Below are 20,431 nucleotides of genomic sequence, written 5' to 3'. Positions count from 1 at the left end.
TCCACCCGCCGGGTGAAGGGGCCTTCCTCGTCTTCGAGAGCTAGTGCTTGGTACCGACCTCGTGCGACTCCGACTCCGAGCTCTCCAGCTCGGCGTGCCCGTTGCCGTGGGACGCCCGCTCGAGAGCGGCCGACTCCTCCGGCGGGTCCGGGCTCCAGATCGAACCGGGGACGGCGTGCCCGGCGGTGCCGAGCTTGTTCATCTTCTTCGGCACCGCGGCACCCTGGTACTCGAGCGGGATCGCGTGGCCGTGGCCGTCCACGCCGCCGAGCGGCTGGTGGACCTCTATGAACTCACCGTGCGGCAGGCGCTTGATGATGCCCGTCTCCACGCCGTGCTCCAGCACCTCGCGGTCGGCCCGCTGCAGACCCAGGCAAATCCGGTAGGTGAGGTAGTACGCGATCGGCGGCACGATCAGCACGCCGATGCGGCCGGCCCACGTGGTGGCGTTCAGAGAGATGTCGAACTGGTCGGCGATGATGTCGTTGAAGCCCGAAAGCTCGATGACCAGGAAGAACCCGAGCGCCATCATGCCCAGCGCGGTGCGGACCGGTGCGTCGCGAGGCCGCTGGAGCAGGTTGTGCGCCACGTTGTCCTTCGACAGCTTGCGCTCCAGGAATGGGTACGCGAGCAGCAGACCGATCAGCACCGGCATGCCCACCGCGCCCGGGAAGAACACCGCCGGGATCGTGTAGTTCCCGAGGTAGACCTCCCACGCGGGCCAGATGCGCAGCATGCCGTCGGCCCAGGCCATGTAGAAGTCGGGCTGCGAACCGGCTGACACCATCGACGGGTTGTACGGCCCGAAGTTCCACACCGGGTTGATCTGGAACAGGCCCGACATCAGCGCGATGACGCCCGTAACCAGCGTGAAGAACGCGCCGCCCTTGAGGGCGAAGTACGGCATGATCCGCACGCCGACGACGTTGGTCTCCTTGCGTCGCACGCCGGGGAACTGCGTGTGCTTCTGGTACCAGACCAGTCCCACGTGCACGCCGATCAGCGCAAGCATGATGCCCGGGATCAGCAGGATGTGCAGCGTGTACAGCCGCGGGATGATCTGGTCGCCGGGGAACTCGCCGCCGAACAGCGCCCAGTGGATCCAGGTGCCGATGACCGGCACCGAGAGGACGATGCCCGACAGGGTCGCGCGGATACCGGTACCGGAGAGCAGGTCGTCCGGGAGCGAGTAGCCGAAGAAGCCCTCGAACATGCCCAGGACCAGCAGCAGGCCACCGATGACCCAGTTGGCCTCACGCGGCTTGCGGAACCCGCCGGTGAAGAAGACCCGGAACATGTGGATCATCATCGAGGCGACGAAGATCAGCGCGGCCCAGTGGTGCAGCTGCCGCACGAACAGGCCCCCGCGCACGTCGAACGAGATGTCCAGCGTGGTCCGGAACGCCTGCGACATCTCGACGCCCTGCAGGTTCTGGAAGCTCCCGTGGTAGGTCACTTCCTGCATGGAGGGGTCGAAGAACAGGGTCAGGTACACACCCGAGAGCAGGATGACGATGAAGCTGTAGAGCGCGACCTCGCCCAGCAGGAACGACCAGTGCGTGGGGAAGACCTTGTTCATCTGGTGACGCAGGCCCTTGGCCAGCTTGTAGCGCTGGTCCGCGTTGTCCGCGGCTTCGCCGAGGTGCTGCTCGAGCGCGCTCGTGCCCTTGGTGGGCGTGGTGAGTGAACTCATGACTTACGCTCCCAAAAGGCCGGACCGATGGCCTCGATGAAGTCGCCCCGAGCGATCAAGTATCCCTCTGCGTCAACCGTGATGGGCAGCTGAGCCAGCGGCCGCGTCGCCGGGCCGAAGATGGGCTTGGCGTAGTGCAGGGCGTCGAACTGCGACTGGTGGCACGGGCAGAGGATGCGGTTCGTGCGCTGCTCGTACAGGGAGGTCGGGCAGCCGACGTGGCTGCAGATCTTCGTGTACGCGTAGTAGTCGCCGAAGTTGAAGTCCTCCTGGCCCTTCCGCTTCACCACGCGCGCGGCGTCGGTGGGGCGCAGCCGGATGAGCATCACCGGGTTGTCGACGCGGGTCAGCGCGGCGGCCAGCGCCTCGCGGTTGCCCGCCTCCGACTTGCGGTACGGGAACACCGTCTCCATGGCACCGGCGTCGAGGTCCTCGGCGCGCAGGAGCGTGACGCCGTTCTTGACGTCGTCGTCGAGGCTGCCGGTGTTGGCACGCAGGTACACGACCTCGCCCGGGTGCTGCGGCTGCCAGCCGGTGTGCCACAGCGAGTTCTCGTTGTCGGTGTCCTTCCACGGGTCCTTGATGAAGGACGCCAGCGGCAGAGCCGCGATCGCGAGACCCAGCACACCCGCACTCGCGCCGGCGGTGCGCTTGATCAGCGAGCGGCGGGCGATGGTGCTGCGGCTCCCGGCGTCGGCCAGGTGCGCGAGGATCGTGGCGCGGTCGACCTCGGCCGACGGGCCGTCGCTGCGCTGCTGGATCGCGGTCTCCTGCGGCACGAACTTCTTCGTGTACAGGATCACGCCGATGCCCAGCGCCAGCACCGCGACGCCGAGCGTGACGCCCAGCGCGGGGGTGTAGAGGCTGTAGGTGGCGTGCCCGCTCGCGTCGCTCGGGTCCTTGTACTCCCACCAGTGCGGCCACGCGACGACCACGACGAACGCCAGGCCCGCGAGCGCGGACAGGGCGAACCAGAACGCCACGAGCCGTTGCGCGCGGCGTTCGGCGCGGGTGTTCTTGACCGGCCACGGTTCCGGGTAGTCGATGATCTCGACGCCGTCCAGCTGACCGCCCAGCTTGAGCAGCTGATCGCGGTCCATCTCAGCCAGTTCCGCCTCCGAGGGCGGCTGGGGCCCTTCGGCACTCATGCCTTCGATCCAATCCACAGCGTAATGCCGACCAGTGCGGCAATTCCGACGACGAACGCGATGAGGCCTTCGGAGGCGGGACCGAACCCGCCGAGACCGTTGCCACCCGGGTTGTTGTTGCCGTCCGACACCGACTTTACATAAGCGATGATGTCTTTCTTCTCCTCCGGGTTGAGCTGCCGGTCGGAGAATTTCGGCATGTTCTGCGGCCCGGTGAGCATTGCGTCATAAATCTGCTCTTCGGTGGCAGGGTCGAGGTTCGGCGCGTACTTGCCCGCCGAGAGCGCGCCACCACGACCGGTGAAGTTGTGGCACGACGCGCAGTTGAGGCGGAACAGCTCGCCACCGCGGGCCGGGTCGCTGCCGCGCAGCGCGGCACCGGTCTCTTCGGGGCGCTGCGCACCGCCGCCGTGGGCCTGCACGAAGGCGCCGACGGCGTCGATCTCGCTCGGCGTGAGCTTCGGCGGCTTGCGCGCGATCTGCGCCTCCTGGCGCGCGGCGGGCATGCGGCCGGACGAGGTCTGGAAGTACACGGCCGCGTCGCCGACGCCGATGAGGCTCGGACCGCGGTCCTGCACGCCCTCGAGGTTCTTGCCGTGGCACTCGATGCAGGTGTTGTTGTAGACCTGCTCACCCTGCCGCAGCAGAGCCGGGTCGCCCTGGGCCTGCGCGGTCTGGGGCTCGGGCGCGAACACGGCGTACAGGGCGCCGGCTCCCACCAGCGCGACACCGAGTGCGAGCAGGCCGGCGAAACGCCTGCGCAGCTTCGAACGCGCGCGGAACCGGCGCTCCGGGGACTTCTTGCTGGTGGTCATCTTGCGGCAACCCTTGCTGTCAGTTCAGGCCGATGGTGGTGGCGGCGGGCGGGATCAGGGGAGGATGTAGATCACCGCGAAGAGGCCCACCCACACGATGTCGACGAAGTGCCAGTAGTACGACACGACGATCGCCGAGGTGGCCTGCGCGGGCGTGAACTTGCTGAGCTTGGTGCGGATCAGCAGGTACACGAACGCGATGAGCCCGCCGATCACGTGCAGGCCGTGGAAACCGGTGGCGAGGTAGAACACCGTGCCGAATGGGCCGGACGGGATCGTCAGCCCCTCGTTCACCAGGTTGTGGTACTCGTTGGCCTGGCCCGCGACGAAGATCGCGCCCATGATCAACGTGACGATGTACCAGCGCCGGAGGCCGTAGACATCCCCGCGCTCCGCGGCGAACACACCGAACTGGCACGTCAGCGAGGACAGCACCAGGATCACCGTGAACGGGATCGCGTAGGGGATGTTGAGGTGGAATTCCTCGCCGTGCAGGGGCGGCGGCCAGGGGGCGCCGGCCGCGTTCTGCGCCTTGACGGTGAAGAACATGGCGAACAGTCCGGCGAAGAACATCAGTTCGCTGGACAGCCACACGACTGTGCCGACGCTGACCATGTTCGGCCGGTTCAGCGAGTGGACCCGCTGGCTGATGGTGGGAGCTGCCGTTGTCACGGATCGCATTATGTCCTCCCGCGCGGGCACCCCGCCCTTCGGGTCCACGGCGGGTCGTGGGAGCTTCGCATCACACCCGAACCCGGCAGAGGCAGGAGCTACTCGTGAGTTTGCTCGGTCGGCTTCGTGACCTGGCCCGAAAGCGCGAAAGTCCCGGTCTGACGCCTGATGCGCCCGGTTTGGTGATCGTCGCGGAAGCCTTCGACCCCGCCGTGGCGGACTCGGCCGTGCTCGCGAATTCACCCGGCTGGGTCGCGTCGGCGCCCGCCGTGTTCGTCCACCACCTGAGCCTGCCGCCCGATCGCGTGGCCGAAGCGGCCGCGATCCTCGCGCAGGACGGGTGGGAACTGCGCGAGCAAGGCCCCGACGGCGACCGAGTGCTGGTCCACGCCCTGCGGGTGCAGGTGCTCGACGCCCTGCACTGCGCCCAGGAACGCTCGCGGATGGCCGGTCTGGCGCAGCGCCTCGGCGGCGACGCGCTCGGCTGGGACGCGCGGCAACCGGGTGAGTCGCCCACCGCGTCCGCGTGAGATGCATCTCGGCCGATACGATCGCGAAGTTCCACTCGTGACGAGACGGAGGCGTGCTCAATGGGCGAGCAGACGAAGCGGATCCTGGTGTTCAGCCACAAGGCCGAGGTCCGTGACGCGATCATCAACGCCGTCGGCCGGCGGCCCGCCGCCGACCTGGGCCGCGTGGAGTACGTCGAGGCGGCCGGGATCGCCGACGTGCTGTCCGAGGTGGACGCCGGCACCGTCGACCTCGCGATCCTCGACGGCGAGGCCCAGCCCACCGGCGGCATCGGCCTGACCCGCCAGCTGAAGAACGAGATCACCGACTGCCCGCCGATCGTGGTGGCCGTGCGGCGCAAGGACGACCGCTGGCTCGCCACCTGGTCGCAGGCCGACGCCGTGCTGGTGCACCCGCTCGACCCGCTGACCGCGGCGGAGACCGTCGCCGGCGTGCTGCGCGCCGGGCGCGTGCCCGCCGTCAACGGCTGAGCCGGGGATGGGCACCACCCCGGTCCCCCACACGTGGTCCGGCCTGCTGACGCAGCTGATCGGGCGCTCGGACCTGTCCGCCGACGACACGGCCTGGGCCATGGACCAGATCATGTCCGGGGAGGCCTCGCAGGCGCAGATCGCCGGGTTCGCGATCGCGTTGCGCGCCAAGGGCGAGACGCCCGAGGAGATCTCCGGCATGGCCGAGGCGATGCTGGCGCACGCGCGCCGCATCGAGCTGGACGCGCCCGCCGTCGACATCGTCGGCACGGGCGGCGATCGGTCCAATTCGGTCAACATCTCCACGATGGCGACGATCGTCACAGCGGCCGCGGGCGCGCCGGTGGCCAAGCACGGCAACCGCAGCGCGTCGTCGAAGTCGGGCGCGGCCGACGTGCTGGAGACGCTCGGCGTCGCGATCGACCTGCCGCCGGACGCGGTGCACCGGTCGTTGCGCGAGATCGGCATCGGTTTCTGCTTCGCGCCCGCGTTCCACCCGGCGTTCCGCCACACCGGCCCGCCACGGCGGGAGCTGGGCGTGCCGACGACGTTCAACCTGCTCGGCCCGCTCACCAACCCGGCGCAGCCGCGCAGCGCGCTGATCGGCTGCGCGTACGCGGACAAGACCCGCGTGCTGGCGGAAGTGTTCGCACAGCGCGGTTTCTCGGTGCTCGTGGCCCGCGGCGACGACGGCCTCGACGAGATCACCACCACCACGACCACGTCGGTCTGGGTGGTTTCGGCCGGCACCGTGGCCGAACGCAGCTTCGACCCCAGCGCGCTGGGCATCCCGCGCGCCACGGCCGAGGACCTGCGCGGCGGCGACGCGACGGCCAACGCCGAGGTCGTGCGCCAGCTCGTGGCCGGCAAGACCGGCCCGGTGCGCGACGCCGTGGTGCTCAACGCGGCGGCCGCGCTCGCCGCGTTCCGGGGCTTCTCCGGCTCGCTGGAGGACGACCTGGCCACCGGTCTGGAGCAGGCCAACCGCGCCATCGACTCCGGCGCGGCGGCGGCGTTGCTGGAGCGCTGGATCGCCTTCTCCTCCGCGTCCCGCTGACCCGCCGGCCCGGCCCACCCCGATGTGGCGTTCGGTGCGTTGAACGCAACCAACGCCACATTGGGGTGCTTGGGGCGAGCGGAGCGGGGAGGCCGCGGGAAGGGCTCAGGAGCCCTGGAAGGCCGCGCGGTAGGCGCTCGGGGTGGTTGCCCGCAGGCGCGTGAACTGGTGGCGCAGCGCGGCCGCTGAGGCGTAGCCACAGGCCGTCGCGATGTCCTCGACGGACAGCCCGCCCTCCTCCAGCAGCGCCTGGGCTCGGTCGAGCCGGCGTTCGGTGAGCCAGCGGTGCGGAGTGGTGCCCGTGGCGGCGGAGAAGCGCCGCAGGAACGTCCGCTCCCCCAGGCCGCTGCGGCGCGCGAGCTCCGCGACCGTGAACGGCCGGTCCAGCCGCCGTTCCACCCACTCCAAGGCTTCGGCGACCACGGCGTCGTCGGGCGCGGCGGTGGCCGGCAGCGGCGCCTCGACGAACTGCGCCTGCCCGCCGGCGCGGTGCGGGGCCGCGACCATCCGTCGCGCGAGCGTGGTGGCCGCCGCGACACCGCGCAGCCGCCGCACGAGGTGCAGGCACAGGTCCACGGCCGCGACGGTGCCCGCGCTGGTCGACACGCCGTCGTCGTCCGCGTACAGCGCCTGCGGGTCCACACGGGCTTTCGGGAAGAGCCGGCGGAAGTCCTGTTCGTACACCCAGTGCACGGTGCAGCGGCGGCCGTCGAGCAGGCCCGCGTAGCCGAGCGAGAACACGCCTGCGCAGAACCCGGCAACCCACGCTCCACGCTCGTGGGCATCGCGGAGGACGTCGAGAACCGGTTCCGGCGGCGCCACCGTGCGCGGTTCGCACGTCGGCACGATCAGCAGATCGGCCGAAGCGGCGAAGTCCAATCCGGACAGCCCGCTCAGCCCGAATCCCGACCAGGTGTCCACTTCGGACCCCCTCGGCGAGCACACGCCGAACTCCCAGCCCTCGATGCCGTCCGCGCTGCGGTCGGTGCCGAACACCTCGCACGCGACGCCCAGCTCGAACGGCGAGACCCGGTCGGCCAGCACCACCGCGACCCGTTGCACGTCCATGCGCCCAGCGTGTCACAAGTTTTGCGGCCATTGTCATTTCTGACACTGGCCGGGCGCGGCTCGCGGGCCGAATCTGAGACGCATGAAGAACCCCGAAACCCGTCCCGTCCTGCAGTGGTCGGCGGCCATGGCCCTGTCGGGCACGATCGGCGCGGTCGTGCTGGAAAGCGGTGCCGCCGCGCCGGCCGTCGCGTTCGCCCGCTGTCTCGTCGGCGGTGTCCTGCTCGTCGTGTGGTGCCTGGCGCGCGGCTGCCTGCGCAGCTGGCGGCCGTCGTTGCGCGACCTGCTGCTGGCCGCGCTCGGCGGCGTGCTGCTGGTGGCCAACTGGGTGTTGTTGTTCACGTCGTACGCGCTGTCGTCGATCGGGGTGAGCACGGTCGTCTACCACACGCAGCCGCTCATCCTGGTGGGTCTGGCGGCGGCGTTCCTCGGTGAAAAAGTCGCGAAGACGCACTTGGCCCGGGCGGGCGTCGCGTTCGCCGGCGTGGTGGTGATTTCCCTCTCGGCCCACGGCGACGACGGGCAGCCGGTGCGGTTCGCGGGAATCGCGCTCGCGCTGGGCGCGGCGGTGCTCTACGCCGGCGCATCGTTCGTGGCGAAGCAGCTCACCCACGTGCGCCCGCACCTGCTCGCGGCGGTGCAACTGGCGGTGGGGACGGTGCTGCTTGCCCCGGCGCTGGCGTTCACGCCGCTCCCGCACTCGGTTCCGGGGCTGCTGTGGCTGGTTCTGCTCGGCACCGTGCACACGGCGGTGATGTACGTGCTGATGTACGCGATCATCGGCAAGCTGCCCACCACGACGGTGGCGCTGCTGTCCTACCTGTACCCGGTGGTCGCGGTGGTGGTGGACGTGCTGGCGTTCGGCCACCGGCTGTCGTGGCCGGAGGGCCTGGGGATGCTGGCGGTGCTCGCCGCCGCGCTGGCACCCCAGCGCGGCGGCAGGCCCCGGTCAGGAACGACCGGGGAAAGCGTCACTCGTGGTTCGGGCCCGTGTGGTACTCGAACACCAGCCCGCCCACGGCGATGAGCAGGGCGACGAGTGCCATGACCAGCAGCCAGATGTGGAAGAACGCGAGCGCGAGACCACCCAGCGCAGCCGCGGCCGCCATGGCGATCGGCCAGTAGCTGCCCGGGCTGAAGAAGCCCAGCTCGCCCGCGCCGTCGCTGATCTCGGCGTCCTCGCGGTCCTCGGGGCGCGGTTCGATCCGGCGGGACACGAACTGCATGTAGCTGCCCGCGAGGAACGCGAGGCCACCGGTCAGGAAGAGCGCGACGATGCCGACGGGCTCGGCCTTCTGGTCGGTCGCGTAGAGGGCGGTCATGACCCAGTAGATGACGGCCATGACGACGGCGAACGCCGCCACCATGTAGAAAATCCGGGCTTCGACCTTCATGGGACTTTCTCCCCTACTCCTCTGGTTCGCCGGAACCGGTCAGTTGGACGCGGTGCGCGCGGTGCGGTCGGTGTTGAACGGCTGCGTGGTCACCGCGTGCGGGGTGCACAGCTCGCCGCAGTTCATCGCCGCCAGCGCCTCGGAAGCCGTGTTCGGCAGGCCCGTCTTCGGGTTCGTTTCCGTGCGCAGCTTGATGTACTGGTCGTACTTGTCCGGCGAGAGCGCACGCACCTCGAAGTTCATCACCGAGTGGTACGTGCCGCAGAGCTCCGCGCACCGGCCGACGAAGGAGCCTTCGCGGTCGATGGAGTTCTGGAAGGAGCTGTCCTGGTTGTTCTTCTCGGGGTCCGGGAAGACGTCGCGCTTGAAGTGGAACTCCGGGACCCAGAACGAGTGGATGACGTCGGTGGACCGCAGGCGGTACTCGATCGTCTTGTTCGTCGGGAGCACGAGCAGCGGGATCTCGCCGGACGAACCGACGGTGCTCACCTGGGTGCCGTCCGGGCGCTTCGCGTTCGCGTCGTCGTACTTGAACTCCCAGTTCCACTGGAAGGCCACCACGTCGACGGTCACGTCCGGGTCGGGCTTCTTGTCGAGGACGTTGCTCTCGGTCGTCGCGGTGAAGAAGAACAGGACGCAGACCATGATCGTCGGGACGACGACGGTGAAGATCTCGAGCGGGATGTTGTACTGGAACTGCCGCGGGAGGTCCTCGGGACCCTCGACCGCGGAGTTCTTCTTCTTGCGGTGGAACGTCGCGGTCCAGAAGATCAGGGCCCACACGATGACACCGACGGCGAGCGCCGCGATGACCGTCCACGTCCAGAGGTTCTGCATCTCTTCGGCTTGCGGGGTGACCCCGACCGGCCAGCCGAATCGGAGGATCGCGTCCCCGGAGCAGCCCGTCGCGGTCAGCGCGACCAGCACGGCCAGCGCGGCGACGCGGCCGACCCGCTTACCCCCGTGGGTGCGCGCTGGTTTTCCCACTGCACCTCGCCCTTTCACCCAGAGCCTCCTCGACCGATCTTCGTGACAGGCGGAGCCTAGCCGAGTTCACGATTCCCGCTGTCCAAGGGGTGACCACAACGCGCGCGCGTCCACCCGATGCGGTCCGCGGTGCACGGTTCGCGGCATACTGTGCCCTTCCCGGACCGGCGAAGACCCTGAGGTGTGTGAGTACGCGTGTGCGGCCTGCTTGGACTGATCTGCGGCACCGAGACCGACGCGGCGAACGCCCGTGAAGCCGTGGGCGCGGCGATGCGCTGCCAGCGCCACCGCGGCCCCGACGAGCAGGACACCTGGGCCGACGCCGAGGTCGTCTACGGCTTCAACCGGCTGGCGTTCATCGACGTCGACCACGCCCACCAGCCGCTGCACTGGGGCCCGCCGGAAGCTCCGGGCCGCTACACCATGAACTTCAACGGGGAGATCTACAACTACCGCGAGCTGCGCGACGAGCTCGCTGAAAAGTTCGGCGCGAAGTTCGAGACCGAGGGCGACGGCGAGGCCATCGTCGCGGCCTACCACTTCCTGGGCGCCGACGCGGTGAAGAAGCTGCGCGGCATGTTCGCCTTCATGATCTGGGACTCCGCCGAGAAGGTCGTGTTCGGCGCGCGGGACCCGTTCGGCATCAAGCCGCTGTTCTACGCCGCCGGCCCCGGCGGGGTGGCGTTCTCCAGCGAGAAGAAGAGCCTGCTGGAGCTCACCGACACGCTCGGCGTGGCCCAGGAGCTGGACCGCAAGGCCCTGCAGCACTACCTGGTGCTGCAGTACGTGCCGGAGCCCGAGTCGCTGCACACGGCCGTGCGCCGCGTCGAGTCGGGCACGTCGTTCCGCGTGGTGCCGGGCGGGCAGGTCGAGTTCACCCGCTACTTCCACCCGCAGTTCGCGGCGAAGCCGGTGAACGGCGCCGCCGAGGCCGAAGCGCTGTACGAGCGCATCGCGAATGTGATGCGCGACTCGGTGGGCAAGCACATGATCTCCGACCCGGACGTGACGGTCGGCGCGTTCCTGTCCGGCGGCATCGACTCCACGGCCACGGCGACGCTGGCGAAGGAGCACAACCCGAACCTCATCGCGTTCACCACCGGGTTCGAACGCGAGGGTTATTCCGAAGTGGACGTCGCCGCCGAGTCGGCGGCCGCGATCGGCGTGAAGCACGTGGTGCGCACGGTTTCGGCCGACGAGATGATGGAAGCGCTGCCGCTCATCGTCTGGTACCTCGACGACCCGGTGGCCGACCCGGCGCTGGTGCCCCTGTGGTTCATCGCGCGCGAGGCCCGCAAGCACGTGAAGGCCGTGCTGTCGGGCGAGGGCGCGGACGAGCTGTTCGGCGGCTACACGATCTACAACGAGCCGATTTCGCTGGCACCGTTCGAAAAGGTGCCCGGCGGTGTGCGCAAGCTCATCGGCAAGGTGTCCACGAAGATCCCGGAAGGCACGCGCGGCAAGGACTTGCTGCGCCGCGGCGCGCTGCCGCTGGAGGACCGCTACTACGGCAACGCGCGCAACTTCCGCGACGACCAGCTGCGCAACGTGCTGCGGACGTACACCGAAGGCGTGGGTTTCAAGGACGTCACCGCGCCCTGGTACGACGTCTCGCGCGGCTGGGACCCGGTGGCGCGCATGCAGCACGTGGACCTGTTCACCTGGCTGCGGGGCGACATCCTCGTGAAGGCCGACAAGGTCACCATGGCCAACTCGCTGGAGCTGCGCGTACCGTTCCTCGACGCCGAGGTGTTCAAGGTCGCCGCTTCCATTCCCCTGGACCAGAAACTCGCGCACGGCACCACGAAGTACGCGCTGCGCCAGGCACTCGCGAAGATCATCCCCGCCCACGTGCTCAACCGCCGCAAGCTCGGCTTCCCCGTGCCGATCCGCCTGTGGCTGCGCAACGAGATGTACGACTGGGCGCGCGGCATCATCAACGACTCGAAGACCGACGAGCTGCTCGACAAGCCCGCCGTGCTGCGCCTGCTGGAGGAGCACAAGGCCGGCCAGCTCGACCGCAGCCGCCAGATCTGGGCCCTGCTGGTGTTCATGCTGTGGCACGGCATCTTCGTCGAGCACCGCATCAAGCCGGAGATCCCGGAGCCGGTCTACCCGGTGAAGCTCTGACGCCGTTTCCGCTAGGTCCGAACGGGGATTTCGACGCAGCTTGAACAGCTTGGCGGCGAGGTCCCCGTCCGGCAGCGTGCGTCACATGAAAACTCTTCGGAAAGTGATTCTGACCACGGCGGTGGCCGCTGCCGCCCTGTCTTTCGCCGCGGTGTCTGCCAACGCGGCCCCGCTGTCGAGCGCGCCGTACGGCGCCTACGCGAACGAAGGCACGTTCCCGTCCAGCGGCCCGTGCCCGCACGGCAGTTTCAGCGCGGCTCGCCGCGTGTTCACGCAGGCACCCGGCTCCGACGGCACCCTGCACCCCTTGCAGATCGACCTCATGTACTACGGCGCGTGCGGCGCCTTCGCCGAGGTCACCGACACGCTCACCAATTCGGGCACCGACAACTGCACCGTCTACGTCGACCGCTCCGACGACGGCCTCGCGACCTGGGTCAACACCACCGACCAGATGGAATTCGGGTACGGCGAAACCAGGATCGCGAACAACCTCAACGGCCGCCTCGCCCGGGCCGCGGTGTCGTGCAACGGGGAGCTGACCAGAAACCGGCTGGTACTGATCCGCTGATACGACAGTGGCCGCCCCCGTGCGTTCGGGGGCGGCCACTCTCGTGCGACGCGGAACGTCAGGCGCTCGGCAGCACCGTGGCGATCTCGTCCGCCGCCTGTGGGCCGAAGGCGTCGCCGAGGCGGGCGAGGGCGTCGGTGCGGTCGAAGGTCCACTCCTGGGTGCCGACGGTTTCCAGGACCAGCACGGCGATGAGCGAGCCGAGCTGGGCGGCGCGCTCCAGCTCCAGGCCGCCATCGAGGGCGGCGAGGAAGCCGGCGCGGAAGCCGTCGCCGACGCCGGTCGGGTCGGCCTTGCCGCGTTCGGGGACGGCGCCGATCTGCATTGCGAGGCCGTCGCGGCCGACGATCTCCACGCCCTTCTCGCCCAGCGTGGTGATGCGCATGCCGACGCGTTCCAGCACGTCGGCCTCGGTCCAGCCCGACTTCTGGAGCAGCAGCTCCCACTCGTAGTCGTTGCTGAACAGGTACTTGGCGCCGGCGATGAAGTCACGCACCTGGGCGCCGTCCATGCGGGCCAGCTGCTGCGACGGGTCCACGGCGAAGGTGTAGCCGCGCTGGCGGCACTCCTGCGCGTGGCGGACCATGCCCTCGGGGTCGTCCGGGCTGATCAGCACGAGGCTCAGCTCGCCGGCGCGGTCGGCAATGGGCTTGAGCTCGATGTTGCGCGACTCGGCCATGGCGCCGGCGTAGAACGTCGCGATCTGGCACAGGTCCTCGTCGGTGGTGCACACGAAGCGCGCGGTGTGCGCGACCTCGGACACCAGCACGCCCGAGGTGTCCACACCGTGGCGCTCGAGCCACGACGCGTAGTCGGCCCAGTCGGAGCCCACGGCACCCACCAGCACGGGCTTCACGCCCAGCACGCCCAGGCCGAACGCGATGTTGGCACCGATGCCGCCGCGGCGGACGACGAGGTCGTCGGCCAGGAAGCTCAGCGACACCCGGTGGAGCTGCTCCTTCACGAGCTGCTCGGCGAACCTGCCGGGGAAGTGCATCAGGTGATCGGTTGCGATGCTGCCGGACACGGCGATCCTGGCCTTGTCTGCCACCGGTTCTCCTCTGGGTGTCTCGTTCGTGCGGCTCTGGCGGGGTTACCCGCAGGTCATGACCCGTCCGGGTAGTTCCCGCGCCTCGGCCGACACTACCGGCTGGTACCGCTTTCCCAGTCGCTGAAGGATCAATAGCGTTACGGAAGTGAACACGGCCACTGAACCGGAAGACCTCGGCGAGCTGATCGCCGACTGCGCCCACATCCCGTCCGCGCTCCGCAGCGAGGGACTCACCACCGACCGGATGCCGCACCCGCGCGCGGCGCGGCCGTGGCAGGTCGACGACGCCTGCCACGCGCAGGTCGCCGACCTCGACGCCTACGTCTGAGAGCCGGCTCCGAGCACGAAGAAGGGCCCCCGCCGAGTCGGCCGGGGCCCTTGTTCGTGTGCTTTACCGAGCGCGCGGGCTCAGTGGAAGCTGTCACCGCACGCGCACGAGCCGGTCGCGTTCGGGTTGTCGATCGTGAAGCCCTGCTTCTCGATCGAGTCGACGAAGTCGATCACAGCCTCGGACACGTACGGAGCGCTCATCCGGTCGACCGCCACGCGCAGACCGTCGAAGTCGCGGAAAAGGTCACCGTCGAGCTCGCGCTCGTCGAAGAACAGCTGGTAGCGCAGGCCCGCGCAGCCACCGGGCTGGACGGCGATGCGCAGGTGCATGTCGTCGCGGCCCTCCTGCTCGAGCAGGGCCTTCGCCTTGACCGCCGCGGCGTCGGTCAAGGTCACGCCGTGGGTCTCCTCGGCGGTCTCGGCCTGCGCCGCACCGGTCTGCTCAGCGGTCGTCATGGCACTCCCTCTAGGTCGAACTCACTGCGGGTACTTCTCGTCCGAAACAGTTCAACTCTCCGGGTACCCGATCTGTTCCCCCTCCATGGTTGCACATCGCACGACCTGCCGAACATCGTCGTGACGCCTGCAATACCCTGGTGAGGTGAGGTTCCTGCGCCGAAGCACCACCGAGACCCCTGCGGACGCCGTCGAGGCCGACGTCGTCGAGTCCGATTCGACCATCGGCAAGGCGTACACGCCGGGCAAGGGCCGGGCGACGCCGAAGCGGCGGGAAGCGGAAGGTCGCAAGCGCGGACCCGTCGCCCCGCCGCCCACCAGCATGCGCGAGGCGATGAAGCGCAACAAGCAGCTCCGCAAGGAGAACCCGGTCAGCAAGGAAGACCGGCGCGCCGCCGCCAAGCAGCGCCGCGAACGCATGATGTCCGGCGACGACAAGTACCTGCCCGTGCGCGACCGCGGGCCGGTCAAGGCGTACGTGCGCGACCTCGTCGACTCCCGGCGCAACATCCTGGGCCTGTTCATGCCGCTCGCGATCCTCGTGTTCCTCGCGCTGCTGATCCCGGTGCCGGCGGCGCAGCAGTACATCACCCTCATCTGCATGGCGATGCTGCTGGTCATGGCCATCGAGGGCGTGGTCAACGGCCGCAAGATCTCCCGCCTGGCCCGCGAGCGGTTCCCGAAGGAGCCCACCCGCGGCGTCGGCTGGTACGCCTTCGTGCGCGCGAGCCAGATCCGCAAGCTGCGGGTCCCGAAGCCGCGCCTGCGCCCGGGCGACCCGATCCCCGGCTGAGCACTTCTGTGACGGCCGCCACACCCGCGAGGGTGGGGCGGCCGTTGTCGTTTCCGGCTGGTTGCCGGTGAGCACCACCACTGCCCGATCGGGGAGGTTCGTTAGCAACGCGAACAACCCCCGCCTAGGCTGAACGGCATGGAGTTTCGACGACTCGGCCGCAGCGGCCTCAACATCAGTGAGATCTCCTACGGCAACTGGCTCACCCACGGGTCCCAGGTCGAAGAGGAGCAGGCCCAGGCCTGTATCAAGGCGGCGCTCGACGCCGGCATCACGACCTTCGACACGGCCGACGTGTACGCGAACACGGCGGCGGAGTCCGTGCTCGGGCGAGGCCTGAAGGGCCAGCGCCGGGAGAGCCTCGAGATCTTCACGAAGGTGTTCTGGCCCACCGGGCCGAAGGGCCAGAACGACAAGGGCCTCTCGCGCAAGCACATCATGGAGTCGGCCACCGCGTCGCTGCAGCGGCTCGGCACCGACTACCTCGACCTCTACCAAGCGCACCGCTTCGACCACAACACGCCGCTGGAAGAGACGATGGTCGCCTTCGCCGACCTCGTCCGCCAGGGCAAGGTGCTCTACATCGGCGTCTCGGAGTGGTCGGCCGACCAGATCACGCAGGGCGCGGCGCTCGCGCGTGAGCTGAAGGTGCCGTTCATCTCCAACCAGCCGCAGTACTCGATGCTGTGGCGCGTCATCGAGTCGCAGGTCGTGCCGGCGTCCGAGCGTGAAGGGCTGAGCCAGATCGTCTGGTCGCCGATCGCGCAGGGCGTGCTCACCGGCAAGTACAAGGCGGGCCGGCCGCTGCCGGAGGGTTCGCGCGCGACCGACCAGAACGGCGGCGCGAACATGGTCAAGCGTTTCCTCAACGACGAGACGCTGACCGCGGTCGCCAAGCTGGAGCCGCTGGCCGCGCAGGCCGGGCTGAGCATGGCGCAGCTGGCCGTGGCGTGGGTCCTGCAGAACCCGAACGTCGCCTCGGCGATCATCGGCGCCTCCCGCCCGGAGCAGGTGCACGAGAACGTCAAGGCCGCCGGCGTGAAGCTCGACGCCGACCTGCTGACGGCGATCGACGAGGCTCTCGAGTCCGTCGTCGAGCGAGACGCGTCGCTGACCCGCAGCCCGTCGCTGTGATCTGCGCCGCTGGGCATCCGCTCAGCGGGAGAGCAACCGCTCGGCCACCGCGAGGTCGTGCGGGTAGGTGATTTTCAGGTTCTCCGCGCCGCCGGGCACCCAGTGCACCGGCAGCGCGGAGAACCGTTCCATGCACGAAGCCGTGTCCGTGCCCAGGAAACCCTCGGTCTCGGCCTGCTCGTAGGCCGCCAGCAGCGGCTCGGCGCGGAAGCCCTGCGGCGTCTGCACGCGGATCGCGCCCGGCAGCCGGGCGGCGACCGAACCGTCGGCGGCCATCGAGACCACGTCGTCGGCGGCCAGTCCCGGCACGGCACCGCCGTACTCGCGGGTCCGGGCCAGCACGTCGCCGATCAGAGCCGGCGTCGCGAGCGGGCGGGCGGCGTCGTGGATCAGCACGGCGTCGACGGCGCCCGATTCGATGCGCGGCGCGAGGTGGCGCAGGGCGTTCAGCTCGGACCCCTGCCGCGTCGCACCCCCGGTCACGACCTCGACCTGGCCCGGGTGAGCGGCCAGCACCTCTTCCGCCAGCTCGGCGTCCTGCTCGCGGATCACGAGCACCAGCACGCCCACCTCGGGCACCGCGGCGAACGCCGCCAGCGACCACGCGACCACCCGGCGGCCCGCCATCGGCAGGTACACCTTGTTCAGCGCCGCGCCGACCCTCGTGCCGGCGCCGCTGGCCAGCACGACCCCTGCCGCTGTCGTCTCCACGGTCGGCGACCCTACTGGGCCGCGTTCGCCGGGGTGTAGCTGAGGATCACCATCCCGTTGCCGAACACTTCGCTGCCGTTGAACGTGAAGTTCGCCTTCGCGGTGTCGCGGTAAAGCAGCTCGTCGGGCTTGGTCGCACCGGAGATCACGGGGTGCAGCCACACGCGCAGCTCGTCGAGCAGGCCATTGGCCAGCAGCAGCCGCGTGACGTCGCCGAAGCCGTACTGCAGGATGTCGCGATCGGTCCGCTCCTTGACCTCGCGCACCGCGGCCACGGCGTCACCACCGGCACCGCCGAGCACGTGGCTGTTCGTCCACTGCGGATCGATCAGCGACGAGGAGACGACGTACTTGTCGATCGAGTTCATCCGGTCGGCGAACGGGTCGGTGCCGGCCCGCTGCGGCCACGCGGCCGAGAACCCGTCGTAAGTCTTGCGGCCCATGATGAGGGCGTCGCTGCGGTCGAGTTGGGCCTTCGCGGCGGCGGTGGCCTCCTCACTGAAGTAGTCCCAGTGCCAGTCCGCCATGTTCGTGCTGTCGCCGTCGAGCGTCATGAACGTGGCGTTGACGATCCTGCCCATCGGGTCCTCCTTGCGTCCGGTTCCGCCCGCGCTGGGCGGCTCTCGAAGACGCGACGAACGGCACCGCCGCGGTTCGACCCGGCCGGGGGAGTTTTTTCTTCAGCGGCCGGTAGGTTGACGCGTGAGGACTCCCGCGAGAGAAAGGCCTGGCGTGGACGCGGACACCAGCATCGAGTTCGGCGAGATCGAACCACCCAGCGACCAGGCCCGGTCGGCGGCGATCGCCCTGCACGGCAAGCTCGTGAAGCCCGCGGGATCCCTGGGGCGGCTCGAGGAGCTCGGCGTGTGGATCGCGTCGTGCCAGGGCCAGGCGCCGCCGCGGCCGTTCACGCGGCCCCGGGTCGTGGTCTTCGCCGGCGATCACGGCATCGCGAAGAAGGGCGTGTCCGCGTATCCGCCGGAGGTCACGTCGCAGCTCGTCGGCACGATGCTGACCGGCGGCGCGGCCATCAACGTGCTCGCGGCCGCGGCCGGCGCCAGCGTGCGCGTGGTCGACATGGCCGTGGACACCGAAGAGTCGGCCATGCGTTCCATCGGCGAGTACAAGGTCCGCCGCGGCTCCGGCTCGATCGACGTCGAGGACGCCCTCACCGACGCCGAGGTGCGCGCGGCCGTGCTCGCCGGCATGAAGATCGCCGACGCCGAGGTGGACGGCGGCGCCGACCTCCTCATCGCGGGCGACCTGGGCATCGGCAACAGCACCCCGGCGTCCGTGCTGGTCGCCGCGCTCACCGGCACCGAGCCGGTGGCCGTGGTCGGGCGTGGTTCGGGCATCGACGACAACGCGTGGATGCGCAAGGCCACCGCCGTGCGCGACGCGCTGCGCCGCGCCCGCGTGGTCCTCGCCGACCCGCTGGCCCTGCTGCGCACCTCCAGCGGCGCCGACATCGCCGCCATGGCGGGCTTCCTGGCCCAGGCGGCCGTGCGCCGCACCCCGGTCGTCCTCGACGGTCTCGTCGTCTGCGCGGCGGCGATGGTCGCCGAGGAGCTCGCGCCCGGCGCGCGCCGCTGGTGGATGTCCGGCCAGCTCACCGGCGAGCCCGCCCACGCCCTCGCGCTGGAGCACCTCGACCTCGGCGGGCTGCTCGACCTCGACGTCCGCCTCGGCGAAGGCACCGGCGCCGTCACCGCGCTGCCGCTGCTGATGATGGCCGCGCGCGTGCTCGCGGAGATGACCACGCACGAGCAGTCCGGGGTGGCCGGTCCGCTCACGCCGGTGCCGGCTTCCTGAAGCCACTCAACGAGAAGGGCCGCCCGGACGAACCCGGGCGGCCCTTCTCGTGTCCACAGTGGATCAGTTCAGGGGATGCATCCAGCCGTCGGGGAAGGCGAGGTCGCCTTCCTGCATGCCGACCAGTTCTTCCCGCAGCTTCATGGTGATCGGGCCCGGCTGCCCGTCGCCGATCGTGAACTCGCCGCCGGCGTGCTTCACGTGCCCGACGGGCGTGATCACGGCCGCGGTGCCGCACGCGAAGACCTCGGTCAGCTCGCCGGAGGCGGCCGCCTTCTCCCACTCGTCGGTGGAGATCCGGCGTTCCTCGACGCGGTGGCCCGCGGTCTCGGCCAGCTGCAGCAGCGACTTGCGCGTGATGCCCGGCAGCAGCGAGCCGGACAGTTCCGGCGTGACCACGCGGGCGTCGGACCCCGAGCCGAAGACGAAGAACAGGTTCATCCCGCCCATCTCCTCGACCCAGCGCCGCTCGACGGCGTCGAGCCACACCACCTGGTCGCAGCCCTGCTCCACGGCCTGCGCCTGCGCCACGAACGACGCCGCGTAGTTGCCGGCGCACTTCGCCGCACCGGTGCCGCCGGGGGCCGCGCGCACGTACTCCGTGGACAGCCACACGCTGACCGGCTTCACGCCACCGGCGAAGTACGAGCCGGCGGGCGACCCGATGAGCGTGTACAGGTACTCGGTGGCCGGCTTGTTCACGCCGAGGCCGGTCGAGGTGGAGATCATGAACGGCCGCAGGTACAGGGAGTCGCCCTTGCGGGTGGGCACCCAGCGCTCGTCCACCGCGATGAGCTCGCGCAGCGACTCGAGGAACAGCTCCACCGGCAGCTGCGGCATCGCCAGCCGCTCGGCCGAGGCCTGGAAGCGCTCGGCGTTGGCGTCGGGCCGGAACGCGGCCACCTTGCCGTCGGCCTGGCGGTAGGCCTTGAGGCCTTCGAAGATCGCCTGGCCGTAGTGCAGCACCGACGTGGCCGGGTCGAGCGAGAACGGTTCGTACGGCCCGACTTTGGCGTCGTGCCAGCCGAGTTCCTCGCTCCAGCGGATCGTGACCATGTGGTCGGTGAAATAGAGACCGAACCCGGGCTTGTCGAGTACCTCGGCGACGCGCTCGGGAGTCGCGGGGTTCGGGTGCGGGACTCGGGAGAACTGCGTCGCTGTCGTCATGGCCCAACTTTAGCGCTTGGTCGGATGCGCGTTAGTCGGAAGACCACCTGTTTCACACGCCGCGTACCCGCGTGGCCGGTGCGTGAGCGCCGAAGTCCCCTACGATGGGCTGGTGAGCTTCCCAGCGACCTCCCAGGGACGCCGACCGGCCCAGCCGGGCGCCGGTGTCGACGTGAAGACCTTCGCGACCGCTGTGCTGCTGACGTTCGGCGTCGGCCTGCTCGGCATGGTGGGCTGGGCGCTGCTGAGCAGCGGATTCGGCGCTGTCCTCGGCCTCGCCGCGGGTGGTTTCGGCGTCTACTGGTGGCGCAGCCTGCACGGCCAGGTGTTCGCGCCGAACCTGCCGACCCGGTCGGTGATCATCCTGCTCGTGGTGAACGTCGTGCTCACCGGAGCGCTGCTGCTCCTCGTGGCCTGAGCTTCGGGCCTCAGCGCAGACCG

General features: G+C 69.7%; 23 protein-coding genes. 11 read left to right on the top strand and 12 right to left on the bottom strand.

Annotated features, from left to right (window positions below):
* Positions 1-40: 40 nt before the first annotated feature.
* The 4 genes from qcrB to ctaE are packed head-to-tail and all read right to left on the bottom strand — an operon-like array spanning position 41 to position 4,337.
* Positions 41-1,693 (bottom strand): cytochrome bc1 complex cytochrome b subunit, encoded by a 1,653-nt coding sequence (qcrB, locus tag ACQPXB_RS11760; RefSeq protein ID WP_432851437.1) that lies wholly within the window; start codon positions 1,691-1,693, stop codon positions 41-43.
* A complete protein-coding gene (gene qcrA, locus ACQPXB_RS11755) occupies positions 1,690-2,841 on the bottom strand; it encodes a cytochrome bc1 complex Rieske iron-sulfur subunit (protein ID WP_432851435.1) in 1,152 nt (383 codons plus the stop codon). The genes qcrB and qcrA overlap by 4 nt, the downstream gene beginning before the upstream one ends.
* Complete coding sequence (gene qcrC, locus ACQPXB_RS11750; RefSeq protein WP_432851433.1) at positions 2,838-3,656, bottom strand: cytochrome bc1 complex diheme cytochrome c subunit; 819 nt, start codon at positions 3,654-3,656, stop codon at positions 2,838-2,840. Before qcrC ends, qcrA begins: the two co-directional genes overlap by 4 nt.
* A 54-nt stretch (positions 3,657-3,710) precedes the next feature.
* Positions 3,711-4,337: an aa3-type cytochrome oxidase subunit III gene (gene ctaE / locus ACQPXB_RS11745; RefSeq protein ID WP_285969328.1), complete on the bottom strand. Its 627-nt coding sequence runs from the start codon at positions 4,335-4,337 to the stop codon at positions 3,711-3,713.
* A gap of 95 nt (positions 4,338-4,432) precedes the next feature.
* Between ctaE and ACQPXB_RS11740 the strand changes: the two genes are divergently transcribed.
* The 3 genes from ACQPXB_RS11740 to trpD are packed head-to-tail and all read left to right on the top strand — an operon-like array spanning position 4,433 to position 6,386.
* Positions 4,433-4,858, top strand: a complete 426-nt coding sequence (locus ACQPXB_RS11740) for a hypothetical protein (protein WP_285969329.1) — start codon at positions 4,433-4,435, stop codon at positions 4,856-4,858.
* Between the two features lie 60 nt (positions 4,859-4,918).
* Positions 4,919-5,329, top strand: a complete 411-nt coding sequence (locus ACQPXB_RS11735; RefSeq protein ID WP_354863944.1) for a hypothetical protein — start codon at positions 4,919-4,921, stop codon at positions 5,327-5,329.
* A gap of 7 nt (positions 5,330-5,336) precedes the next feature.
* Complete coding sequence (gene trpD / locus ACQPXB_RS11730; RefSeq protein WP_432851430.1) at positions 5,337-6,386, top strand: anthranilate phosphoribosyltransferase; 1,050 nt, start codon at positions 5,337-5,339, stop codon at positions 6,384-6,386.
* A gap of 105 nt (positions 6,387-6,491) precedes the next feature.
* Here the strand turns inward: trpD and ACQPXB_RS11725 are convergent, their stop codons facing one another.
* The gene (locus tag ACQPXB_RS11725) at positions 6,492-7,454 is read right to left on the bottom strand and encodes a GlxA family transcriptional regulator (protein ID WP_432851428.1); all 963 of its coding nucleotides are present in this window, start codon (positions 7,452-7,454) and stop codon (positions 6,492-6,494) included.
* Between the two features lie 82 nt (positions 7,455-7,536).
* Here ACQPXB_RS11725 and ACQPXB_RS11720 point away from each other — a divergent pair, with 82 nt between their 5' ends.
* Positions 7,537-8,481 carry a DMT family transporter gene (locus ACQPXB_RS11720; RefSeq protein ID WP_432851426.1) on the top strand — a complete coding sequence of 315 codons (945 nt, stop codon included), beginning with the start codon at positions 7,537-7,539 and terminating at the stop codon, positions 8,479-8,481.
* Here ACQPXB_RS11720 and ACQPXB_RS11715 read toward each other — a convergent pair.
* Both ACQPXB_RS11715 and ctaC read right to left on the bottom strand, forming a co-directional pair.
* Complete coding sequence (locus ACQPXB_RS11715) at positions 8,426-8,848, bottom strand: cytochrome c oxidase subunit 4 (RefSeq protein ID WP_366585795.1); 423 nt, start codon at positions 8,846-8,848, stop codon at positions 8,426-8,428. The two genes, ACQPXB_RS11720 and ACQPXB_RS11715, sit on opposite strands and share 56 nt — an antisense overlap.
* A gap of 39 nt (positions 8,849-8,887) precedes the next feature.
* Complete coding sequence (gene ctaC, locus ACQPXB_RS11710; protein WP_366585793.1) at positions 8,888-9,835, bottom strand: aa3-type cytochrome oxidase subunit II; 948 nt, start codon at positions 9,833-9,835, stop codon at positions 8,888-8,890.
* 195 nt (positions 9,836-10,030) lie between these two features.
* On the opposite strand from ctaC, the gene asnB reads away from it, so the two are divergent.
* Together asnB and ACQPXB_RS11700 are read left to right on the top strand one after the other, a co-directional pair.
* Positions 10,031-11,965, top strand: coding sequence for an asparagine synthase (glutamine-hydrolyzing) (gene asnB / locus ACQPXB_RS11705; protein WP_366585791.1), 1,935 nt, complete (start codon positions 10,031-10,033; stop codon positions 11,963-11,965).
* A 103-nt stretch (positions 11,966-12,068) separates the two neighbouring features.
* Positions 12,069-12,536, top strand: a complete 468-nt coding sequence (locus ACQPXB_RS11700; protein WP_432851423.1) for a hypothetical protein — start codon at positions 12,069-12,071, stop codon at positions 12,534-12,536.
* Positions 12,537-12,594: 58 nt separating this feature from the next.
* Here ACQPXB_RS11700 and ACQPXB_RS11695 read toward each other — a convergent pair whose 3' ends face one another.
* Positions 12,595-13,587, bottom strand: coding sequence for a carbohydrate kinase family protein (locus ACQPXB_RS11695; RefSeq protein ID WP_432851421.1), 993 nt, complete (start codon positions 13,585-13,587; stop codon positions 12,595-12,597).
* Positions 13,588-13,732: 145 nt separating this feature from the next.
* Here ACQPXB_RS11695 and ACQPXB_RS11690 point away from each other — a divergent pair, with 145 nt between their 5' ends.
* Positions 13,733-13,915, top strand: coding sequence for a hypothetical protein (locus ACQPXB_RS11690; protein ID WP_220237941.1), 183 nt, complete (start codon positions 13,733-13,735; stop codon positions 13,913-13,915).
* Positions 13,916-13,995: 80 nt separating this feature from the next.
* Here ACQPXB_RS11690 and ACQPXB_RS11685 read toward each other — a convergent pair whose 3' ends face one another.
* Complete coding sequence (locus ACQPXB_RS11685) at positions 13,996-14,373, bottom strand: HesB/IscA family protein (RefSeq protein WP_220237940.1); 378 nt, start codon at positions 14,371-14,373, stop codon at positions 13,996-13,998.
* Between the two features lie 145 nt (positions 14,374-14,518).
* Here ACQPXB_RS11685 and ACQPXB_RS11680 point away from each other — a divergent pair, with 145 nt between their 5' ends.
* Both ACQPXB_RS11680 and ACQPXB_RS11675 read left to right on the top strand, forming a co-directional pair.
* Entirely contained in the window at positions 14,519-15,166 is a 648-nt protein-coding gene (locus ACQPXB_RS11680) for a DUF3043 domain-containing protein (RefSeq protein ID WP_366585783.1), read from the top strand.
* A 138-nt stretch (positions 15,167-15,304) separates the two neighbouring features.
* On the top strand, positions 15,305-16,300 hold the full coding sequence (locus ACQPXB_RS11675) for an aldo/keto reductase family protein (protein WP_432851418.1): 996 nt from the start codon (positions 15,305-15,307) through the stop codon (positions 16,298-16,300).
* Between the two features lie 21 nt (positions 16,301-16,321).
* Here the strand turns inward: ACQPXB_RS11675 and ACQPXB_RS11670 are convergent, their stop codons facing one another.
* Positions 16,322-17,011, bottom strand: coding sequence for an IspD/TarI family cytidylyltransferase (locus tag ACQPXB_RS11670; protein ID WP_432851416.1), 690 nt, complete (start codon positions 17,009-17,011; stop codon positions 16,322-16,324).
* Positions 17,012-17,022: 11 nt separating this feature from the next.
* Entirely contained in the window at positions 17,023-17,592 is a 570-nt protein-coding gene (locus ACQPXB_RS11665) for a dihydrofolate reductase family protein (RefSeq protein ID WP_432851414.1), read from the bottom strand.
* Positions 17,593-17,743: 151 nt separating this feature from the next.
* On the opposite strand from ACQPXB_RS11665, the gene cobT reads away from it, so the two are divergent.
* On the top strand, positions 17,744-18,823 hold the full coding sequence (cobT, locus tag ACQPXB_RS11660; protein WP_366585777.1) for a nicotinate-nucleotide--dimethylbenzimidazole phosphoribosyltransferase: 1,080 nt from the start codon (positions 17,744-17,746) through the stop codon (positions 18,821-18,823).
* Between the two features lie 63 nt (positions 18,824-18,886).
* Here the strand turns inward: cobT and ACQPXB_RS11655 are convergent, their stop codons facing one another.
* Positions 18,887-19,990 (bottom strand): branched-chain amino acid aminotransferase, encoded by a 1,104-nt coding sequence (locus ACQPXB_RS11655; protein WP_432851412.1) that lies wholly within the window; start codon positions 19,988-19,990, stop codon positions 18,887-18,889.
* 112 nt (positions 19,991-20,102) lie between these two features.
* Here ACQPXB_RS11655 and ACQPXB_RS11650 point away from each other — a divergent pair, with 112 nt between their 5' ends.
* Complete coding sequence (locus ACQPXB_RS11650; RefSeq protein WP_366585773.1) at positions 20,103-20,408, top strand: hypothetical protein; 306 nt, start codon at positions 20,103-20,105, stop codon at positions 20,406-20,408.
* The last annotated feature ends 23 nt before the right edge of the window (positions 20,409-20,431 follow it).

Origin of the sequence: Amycolatopsis sp. CA-161197, from assembly GCF_050942255.1 — a bacterium.
Lineage (GTDB): Bacteria > Actinomycetota > Actinomycetes > Mycobacteriales > Pseudonocardiaceae > Amycolatopsis.
Note: the sequence above shows the minus strand (reverse complement) of the source record. Positions and strands in the feature narration are given on the sequence as shown.

Bases quoted from the DNA above. Each gene is read 5' to 3' on its own strand.
- ACQPXB_RS11655 (WP_432851412.1), bottom strand. From the start codon at position 19,990: ATGACGACAGCGACGCAGTTCTCCCGAGTCCCGCACCCGAACCCCGCG.
- ctaE (WP_285969328.1), bottom strand. From the start codon at position 4,337: ATGCGATCCGTGACAACGGCAGCTCCCACCATCAGCCAGCGGGTCCAC.
- ACQPXB_RS11720 (WP_432851426.1), top strand. From the start codon at position 7,537: ATGAAGAACCCCGAAACCCGTCCCGTCCTGCAGTGGTCGGCGGCCATG.
- ACQPXB_RS11715 (WP_366585795.1), bottom strand. From the start codon at position 8,848: ATGAAGGTCGAAGCCCGGATTTTCTACATGGTGGCGGCGTTCGCCGTC.
- qcrB (WP_432851437.1), bottom strand. From the start codon at position 1,693: ATGAGTTCACTCACCACGCCCACCAAGGGCACGAGCGCGCTCGAGCAG.
- ACQPXB_RS11665 (WP_432851414.1), bottom strand. From the start codon at position 17,592: ATGGGCAGGATCGTCAACGCCACGTTCATGACGCTCGACGGCGACAGC.
- ACQPXB_RS11685 (WP_220237940.1), bottom strand. From the start codon at position 14,373: ATGACGACCGCTGAGCAGACCGGTGCGGCGCAGGCCGAGACCGCCGAG.
- ACQPXB_RS11725 (WP_432851428.1), bottom strand. From the start codon at position 7,454: ATGGACGTGCAACGGGTCGCGGTGGTGCTGGCCGACCGGGTCTCGCCG.
- qcrA (WP_432851435.1), bottom strand. From the start codon at position 2,841: ATGAGTGCCGAAGGGCCCCAGCCGCCCTCGGAGGCGGAACTGGCTGAG.
- qcrC (WP_432851433.1), bottom strand. From the start codon at position 3,656: ATGACCACCAGCAAGAAGTCCCCGGAGCGCCGGTTCCGCGCGCGTTCG.
- trpD (WP_432851430.1), top strand. From the start codon at position 5,337: ATGGGCACCACCCCGGTCCCCCACACGTGGTCCGGCCTGCTGACGCAG.
- ACQPXB_RS11735 (WP_354863944.1), top strand. From the start codon at position 4,919: ATGGGCGAGCAGACGAAGCGGATCCTGGTGTTCAGCCACAAGGCCGAG.
- ACQPXB_RS11675 (WP_432851418.1), top strand. From the start codon at position 15,305: ATGGAGTTTCGACGACTCGGCCGCAGCGGCCTCAACATCAGTGAGATC.